General features: G+C 52.2%; 8 protein-coding genes. All 8 read left to right on the top strand.

Going from position 1 to position 7,726, the window contains the following annotated elements; all coding sequences use genetic code 11:
• A partial coding sequence (locus tag M2298_RS25290; RefSeq protein ID WP_280649222.1) for a hypothetical protein occupies positions 1 to 838 on the top strand: 838 nt, incomplete at its 5' end.
• A gap of 482 nt (positions 839 to 1,320) precedes the next feature.
• Entirely contained in the window at positions 1,321 to 2,418 is a 1,098-nt protein-coding gene (locus M2298_RS25285) for an ABC transporter substrate-binding protein (RefSeq protein ID WP_173598246.1), read from the top strand.
• Positions 2,408 to 3,247 (top strand): alkaline phosphatase family protein, encoded by an 840-nt coding sequence (locus tag M2298_RS25280; protein ID WP_173598247.1) that lies wholly within the window; start codon positions 2,408 to 2,410, stop codon positions 3,245 to 3,247. The genes M2298_RS25285 and M2298_RS25280 overlap by 11 nt, the downstream gene beginning before the upstream one ends.
• Positions 3,248 to 3,283: 36 nt before the next feature.
• Positions 3,284 to 4,129, top strand: coding sequence for an ABC transporter permease (locus M2298_RS25275; RefSeq protein ID WP_173598248.1), 846 nt, complete (start codon positions 3,284 to 3,286; stop codon positions 4,127 to 4,129).
• Complete coding sequence (locus tag M2298_RS25270) at positions 4,126 to 4,914, top strand: ABC transporter permease (RefSeq protein WP_063230261.1); 789 nt, start codon at positions 4,126 to 4,128, stop codon at positions 4,912 to 4,914. The genes M2298_RS25275 and M2298_RS25270 overlap by 4 nt, the downstream gene beginning before the upstream one ends.
• A complete protein-coding gene (locus tag M2298_RS25265; RefSeq protein WP_274874646.1) occupies positions 4,914 to 5,936 on the top strand; it encodes an ABC transporter ATP-binding protein in 1,023 nt (340 codons plus the stop codon). Before M2298_RS25270 ends, M2298_RS25265 begins: the two co-directional genes overlap by 1 nt.
• Entirely contained in the window at positions 5,920 to 6,720 is an 801-nt protein-coding gene (locus M2298_RS25260; protein ID WP_122966075.1) for a DeoR/GlpR family DNA-binding transcription regulator, read from the top strand. The genes M2298_RS25265 and M2298_RS25260 overlap by 17 nt, the downstream gene beginning before the upstream one ends.
• Positions 6,714 to 7,712, top strand: coding sequence for a histidinol phosphate phosphatase domain-containing protein (locus M2298_RS25255; protein WP_122966074.1), 999 nt, complete (start codon positions 6,714 to 6,716; stop codon positions 7,710 to 7,712). The genes M2298_RS25260 and M2298_RS25255 overlap by 7 nt, the downstream gene beginning before the upstream one ends.
• Positions 7,713 to 7,726: the final 14 nt, after the last annotated feature.

Raw genomic sequence — 7,726 nt, 5'->3', positions numbered from 1 at the left:
CCCGGCAGAAGAAGTCGCATCGGTATCGGAAGAGTTGGTAGCGTCGCTGTTGCTGGTGGACGAATTGTCACCCGTAGTGGAGGTGCTTGGCCCGGCAGAAGAAGTCGCATCGGTATCGGAAGAGTTGGTAGCGTCGCTGTTGCTGGTGGACGAATTGTCACCCGTAGTGGAGGTGCTTGGCCCGGAGGATGAGGTCGCATCTGTATCCGAGTTGTTGGCGGAATTGCTGTTGCTGGTCGAAGTCTCGGTAGCAGTAGAGCCGCTGTCGGTGTCGGAATTGTTGGTAGAATTGCTGTTGCTGGTGGAGGTTTCGGTAGCAGTAGAGCCGCTGTCAGTGTCGGAATTGTTGGTAGAGTTGCTGTTGCTGGTGGAGGTTTCGGTAGCAGTAGAGCCGCTGTCAGTGTCGGAGTTGTTGGTGGAGTTGCTGTTGCTGGTTGAAGTTTCGTTGGCAGTAGAGCCGCTGTCGGTATCGGAGTTGTTGGTAGAGTTGCTGTTGCTGGTTGAAGTTTCGTTGGCAGTAGAGCCACTGTCGGTGTCGGAGTTGTTGGTAGAGTTGCTGTTGCTGGTGGAGGTTTCGGTAGCAGTAGAGCCGCTGTCGGTATCGGAGTTGTTGGTAGAGTTGCTGTTGTTGGTAGAGTTGCTGTTGCTGGTTGAAGTCTCATTTGCTGTGGCTTCGCTGTCCGTATCAGAGTTGACAGTGGCATCACTGGAGCTGACCGATTTGTCGATGGATTTGGCAATGATACAGCGGAAACGCCGCCTCCTGGAACGACATTTACGCCGCCGTCGCCTTTTGCAGCGATATCGCGATTTCAAACATTTAACCCTTCTTTTATGACACTTGCACTTCCTGCGACATCGTCTTCTTCGTTTGATTCGGCACCGTTTGGAAAGCTTTCTTTTCGCCAATGGTTGTCTCACCTCACATGGCAAAAGTATGGTTATACGAGTAGTATAGGTTGGCAAGGCAAAATGGGAACGGCGTTTGTCCTACTAGAAACGCACACATTTGATGGACATCAAAAATGTGGGTACGGATTGTAGCGCGTTGCCGAGAACACAAAGCAAAACGCATGGCACTGATCAAGCTGAAAAAAGTCAGCGACTGTTTTGCGAAAGAGTACGACCTAATTACAACTCTTGTTTTTATGCGGTTCTCTAGCAGTCAGAGAGCCGCTTTTTGTGTTCCCTTCGCTTTTTCACACAGTCTTAATAGCTTCTTAACAACCCATTTATATCAGTTTCATTTTGGTTGTTTACGATTAAAAGCGAAAAAACCAAAAGATCAAACACAAATAAAAACGAAAAGGGGCCTTAAAGATGAGAGGGAACCAGTTGAGCTGGAAACGAACCGTTGTTGTCATGACATCCTTTTTTCTGCTTGCCGGATGCGCCACCGAGACGAAATCAGACACTGCTCTGGATGCGTCGCAATTGACCCTGGATCAAATCGTAGAAAAAGCGAAGAAGGAGGGCGAAGTCAACTCTGTAGGGATGCCGGACACGTGGGCGAACTGGGGGGAGACTTGGGGTAATCTCCAGAAGGAATACGGCTTGAAGCATATGGATACCGACATGTCGAGCGCAGAAGAATTGGCCAAGTTTGAAGCAGAAAAAGATAATGCCACAGCAGATATCGGCGATGTGGGCATCGCTTTTGGACCGTTAGCCAAGCAAAAAGGGCTGACGCTGCCTTACAAAACCTCTTACTGGAACGACATTCCCGCCTGGGCAAAAGATGACGAAGGGCATTGGGTGCTAGGCTATACCGGAACGCTGGCTTTTCTCACCGACAAGACAAAAGTGCAAAATCCTCCGAAGTCCTGGGCTGATTTGAAAAGTGGAAACTACAAGATCGCGATCGGCGATGTCATGAAGGCAAATCAAGCGCAGTTTGCCGTGCTGGCTGCTGCTTATGCCAACGGGGGAGACGAGAAAAATATTCAGCCTGGCGTCGACTTTTTCGCTGAACTTGCCAAAAACAAGCGACTCAGCACGAGCGACCCTAGCCTGGCCAACCTGGAGAAGGGCGAAGTCGAAGTCGCTATCTTGTGGGACTTCAACGCACTCGGGTATCGGGACAAAATCGACAAAAACCGTTTTGATGTCCTCATTCCGGAAGAAGCATCGGTCAGCAGCGGGTACGCTACTTTGATCAATAAATACTCCAAGCATCCGCACGCTGCCATGCTTGCTCGTGAATACATCCTCTCCGACGCAGGCCAGTCCAATTTGGCTCGTGGCTACGCTCGACCTATCCGCGCGAACGCCAAGCTCGATGAATCTGCCAAAGCGAAACTGCTCCCGGAAGATATGTACAAAAATGCCCGTCCTGTAGGTGATCTGGCTGCGTGGGAAGCGACGGCCAAAAAACTGCCGCAGCTTTGGCAAGAGCAGGTGTTGATCCATGTCCGCTAACAACAAGCTGGCCATGATTGTGCTGGACGGACTGAGATTCGACACAGCTGTCTCGCACATGGGGTATATGCATCATCTGGTCGAGTACGGCATCGCGGCCCGCTTTCAGGTACGCTCGGAATTGCCGAGTCTCTCTCGTCCTTTGTACGAAGTTCTGTTGACGGGAACTCCTGCGTGGAAAAACGGAATTTCCAGCAATCAGGCGGCGCGGCTTTCGCACCAGGAGAGCCTTTTTCACCTGACGCGAAAAAACGGGATGTCCAACGCTGCTGCCGCTTATGGCTGGGTAAGCGAGCTGTACAACAAAGCGCCGTTCAGTCCGTTTCACGACCGAATCCAGCTGAACACGGAAAGTCCGATCCAAAACGGGATGTTTTACTGGGAAGATCATTACCCGGATACACACTTGTTTGCTGACGCCAACTTTTTGCTGAATGGATACCGTCCGGATTTTCTCTACGTCCACTCCATGAATATCGATGATGACGGTCACAAGTATACGGCTGATTCTGCGCAATATCGTAACCGCGTTCTGGCGGCAGATTCCATCCTGGCAAATGTGCTTCCTGCGTGGATGGATGCGGGTTATCAAATCATCGTGACAGCCGATCACGGGATGACAGCGGATGGGAATCACGGCGGCACCTCCAGCGCTGACCGGGACGTCCCTCTGTTTGTCATCAGCAACCAAGTATCTCCCGGCATTCGCGAGGAGGTTATCCCGCAATTGCAGGTGGCTCCGCTTGCCTGCCAGTTGCTAGGCATCTCCCCTTCGGAAGCGATGCAGCCATTGACCGTATGCGGGCAGAGTAGCAAGACGTCTCCCTGAGGGGGCGTCTTTTCCTCTCAGAAAGGAGCTTTTGCGATGAAACGATTTGCCAGCATGCTTTTGGTCACGACAATTCCGTTCTTTGCGATGATCGCTCTGTTTCTGCTCGTCCCGTTGCTTTCCATGATCGAGGGGAGCTTTCAGGCCGAGGGGGGCGGCGGTTTTACGATCAGTCACTATCAGGAGATTTTTTCCAATCCATATTACTTGCAGGCTTTTGAAAACAGTGTGCTCATCTCGTTCCTGTCGTCTCTTATCGGAATCATCGCTGCTGTTTTCGCTGCCTATGCGATTACCCGTTTCCCGCAGTCTCTGCAACAGCGAGTGCTTGTCATTACCAATCTAACCTCGAACTTTGCGGGGATTCCGCTCGCTTTTGCCTTCATTGTTCTGTTGGGGAATAGTGGTCTGTTTGTATTGCTTGCGAAGCAGCTGGGGATTGATTTTGGCCAGTCCTTTACTCTGTATTCGTGGAGCGGTTTGACGCTTGTTTATGTTTATTTTCAACTGCCTTTGGCAGTGATGCTTTTGTATCCCTTGTATCACGCCATTCAGAAGCAGTGGATGGAAGCGGCCGAGCTGCTCGGGGCAAGTCCTTGGCATTTTTGGCTGCGAATCGGTTTCCCGGTACTGTTTCCGGGCATCGTCGGCACATTCAGCATTTTGTTTGCCAACGCAATGGGTGCCTATGCTTCGGCCTACGCGCTCACGGGCAGCAACTACAACCTTGTGCCGATTCGGATTGGCGCGCTTGTCTCCGGCGACATTTTTGCCAGACCGGAGCTGGGTAGCGCTCTCGCCGTACTGCTCGGCCTAACGCTTGCCGCCGCCCTGGTCGTGAACGAGTGGCTGACGCGGAAGATTCGGAGGGATTTGTCTTGAAGCGAATTGGTTTGCCATCCTTGTCGTTTGCGTTGGTCATGCTGTATTTGTTTTTGCCTGTAGCGGCTACCGTACTTTATTCGCTGGCAACCGAGTGGAACAGCACGGTTTTGCCGGAAGGGCTCACGCTAAAATGGTTCGCGGAGCTGTATGGCGATCCCCGATTTTTGCAGGCATTCGGGCGCTCTTTTGTGCTGAGCTTTTTGACGACAGTTGTTGCTGTCGTGATTATCGTCCCGGCTGTTTTCTCCATTGTCGTTTACGCTCCCCGGATGGAGAAACTGGTTCAGCTTTTTGTGATGCTGACCTACGCTGTACCTGGCGTCATTATGGCGGTCGGCTTGATTCGTACTTATTCAGGCAACGGGATTCCGATGATCGTTATTACAGCCGGGGCGTATCTGGTCGGTCTGCTTCCGTATCTTTATCAAGGAACGCGAAACAGCCTGCTTGCCCTGCACGCCCGTTCATTGATGGAGGCGGCCGAGCTGCTGGGTGCGAGTCGCTGGCAGGCGTTCGTCCGGATTATCGTGCCGAATATCATGTCCGGAATTTTCGTGTCGGCGCTCCTGTCGTTCTCCATCCTGTTCGGTGAATTTGTCCTGATCAACATTCTCGTGGGAGGAAGATACGAGACCCTGCAACTGTATTTGTACAACAAGCTATCGGCAAGCGGGCATGTCGCCAGCGCGATTACTGTCACTTATTTTGTCCTGATGGCGATCATCACCAGCCTGATTGTCAGATTTACACGCCGAAGCTTCGCACGCAAGGAGGTATCCTGATGAGCTACGTCCAAATCGAACACATGTCCAAAACTTTTCACGGCCAGCACGTGTTGAAGCACCTCGACCTTGCGATTGAAAAAGGCGAGCTGGTTACGTTGCTTGGCCCTAGCGGGTGCGGCAAAAGTACGCTGTTGCGCATCCTCAGCGGTCTGACTGCCCCTGACACGGGCAAAATTTACATTGACGGCAAAGATGTGACTGACGTGTCGCCAAAAGACAGGGAGATCGGCATGGTGTTCCAATCGTATGCGCTTTTTCCCAATCTTACGGTCAGTCAAAACATTGCCTTTGGCCTGGAAATGAACAAAGTCCCGAAAGCGGATATTCGGCTGCGTGTCCAGGAAATGATCGAGCTGGTCGGGCTTGCGGGAAAGGAGCAAAACTATCCGCGTGAACTGTCTGGCGGCCAGCAGCAGCGTGTAGCCCTCGCCCGTTCGCTGGTTACCCGGCCAAAAGTGCTTTTGCTCGATGAGCCGCTCAGTGCCCTGGATGCCCAGATTCGCAAAAACTTGCAAAAACAGCTGCGCACCATCCAACGCGAGCTGAACATGACGACTGTGCTGGTTACGCACGATCAGGAAGAGGCCATGGCTGTCAGTGACCGCATCTACATCATGAACGGCGGCCGTATCGTGCAGCACGGCAGTCCTCATGAGATTTACACCCAGCCACACTCTGAATTTGTCGCTCGCTTCATTGGAAATTACAACGTGCTGAGCGCCGAGCAGCTGAACCAAATCGCGCCTGATCTGTCCATTCGGGAGGTAGCCGGACGTTTCGCCATCCGCCCTGAGACATTTCGCGAACAGCCTGTAACTGCGGAAGACATCCGCTTGACCGGGAAGATTGCTCATGTATCCATGCTCGGCAATGTTACCCGTTACGAACTGAACATTGGCGATGTTTCTGTACTGGTGGACACGCTGCACATGTCCTTCGAGTCCGAGCAGACAGGCACAACCAAAACATTGTATTTATGTCCCAAGGATGTGATTCCGCTCTATGACACTATTGCCTGAAGAACGACAGCAAGTGATTCTGGACGAACTGAACCGACACGGTAAAATTCAGGTGATGAATCTGGCAAAAAGCCTGGCAGTAACACCAGAGACCATTCGACGCGATCTGGACCAGTTGGAACAGCAACGCATGCTAAAACGGGTGTACGGCGGAGCGATCCCTTATCATTTGCCAAAACGAGAGCCGCATTTTGAAAAGAAACAAGCGATCCAACAGGCGGCAAAAACGAAAATCGGCCAAATCGCGGCAGAGCTTTTGGCTGACGGAGACACGATCGCGCTCGATGTCGGAACGACAACACTGGAGCTGGCACGTGCCATCAAGGGCCTCAACCAACTGACGATCGTCACCAATTCGCTCCCTGCTGCCGCTTTGTTGAACGAGTTGTTGGAAGCAAATCAATTCAACGGCCAGGTGATTATGCTGGGGGGTCTGACCCATCCGGCTCAACAATCGGTTGCCGGGGCGTTTACTTGCGAGCTGCTCTCGCGCTTTCATTTTGACAAAGCTTTTATTTCCTGCGGAGGAATCACCGCTGATGGCTTCACCGACTACGACATGGAAGAAACTTTGTGTTCGACCATGATGGTACAGCGCTCGGAGCAAGTTTATGTTTTGGCAGACACATCGAAAATCGGCCAAACGCAATTTTCCCGTATATGCGGCTGGCCGGATGTCAGCGCGGTCGTTTGTGACCAGCCGATGCCGGATGAATGGCTTTCGTCAGGCATTCAAACTACCTGGATAAGCGAACATCCGCTAAGGAGAGACTTCACATGCTGATTGACTATCATCTTCATCTGGAAGAAGGGCCCTATTCACTGCGCTGGCTTGACCGCACCAATGCGGCCCTCGATCACTTTCATCCATTAACCCAACCTCGACATACCCGCGCCTGGCTGCTGGACAGCATGGCGCGATTAAATAACCGCTTGTCTCGCGGGGCATACGACCCGGCCTGGATCGATCTGTATTTGCGTGAGGCACTGAACAAAGGCTTGAAAGAAGTAGGGATTGTCGATCATTTATACCGTTTCCGCGAAGCGCGCCCTTACTTTGAACGGTACATGGAGCTGGGCGATACCGATTTGGGTCGCTTGCAGCGCACTTGGCTTGATCAGGTATGCACGGAGAGCCTCAGCGACTTTTGCGCGGCGATTGAGGCAGCAAAGCCGCATTGGTCGGCAAGCGGCGTGGAGTTGCGGCTGGGGATCGAAGCGGATTATTTTATCGGCGGGGAAAAAGAGTTGGAAAGCTTGCTGACTGGCGCTTCGTGGGATTATGTGATCGGCTCTGTCCACTTTTTGCACGGGTGGGGCTTTGATAATCCCGAGACTCGCCAGTTGTTTGAGCAGCATGACCTGAAACAGCTGTACGCGGACTTTTTCCACACGGTTGAATGTATGATCAGGAGTGAGCTGTTTGATTTTGTCGCCCATCTGGACAATTTGAAAGTGTTCTCCTATCGGCCTGTGGAAGCGGAGCTTGTGCCCCATTACAACAGGATCGCGACTGCTTTGAAAGAAACGAATACAGCGACCGAAATCAATGCGGGCTTGTATTACCGCTATCCCGTTCAGGAAATGTGCCCCAGCCCGGCTTTTCTGGACGTTCTGGTGGCGCATGACGTGCCGCTGACGCTCTCGTCCGATGCGCATTTTCCCGACGATATTGGAAAGTATGTGGCAGCGAATTTGGATACGATTCGTTCGCTGGGGGTGGCGGAGGTTGCTACTTTTTCTGGGCGTCGACGGATTATGAAGGCGATTAGGTAAGTGGCAGGTATTGC

The sequence above is a fragment of the Brevibacillus sp. 1238 genome (assembly GCF_029892995.1).
Taxonomy (GTDB): Bacteria; Bacillota; Bacilli; order Brevibacillales; family Brevibacillaceae; genus Brevibacillus; species Brevibacillus parabrevis.
This window is presented reverse-complemented; position numbering and strand designations above follow the sequence as displayed.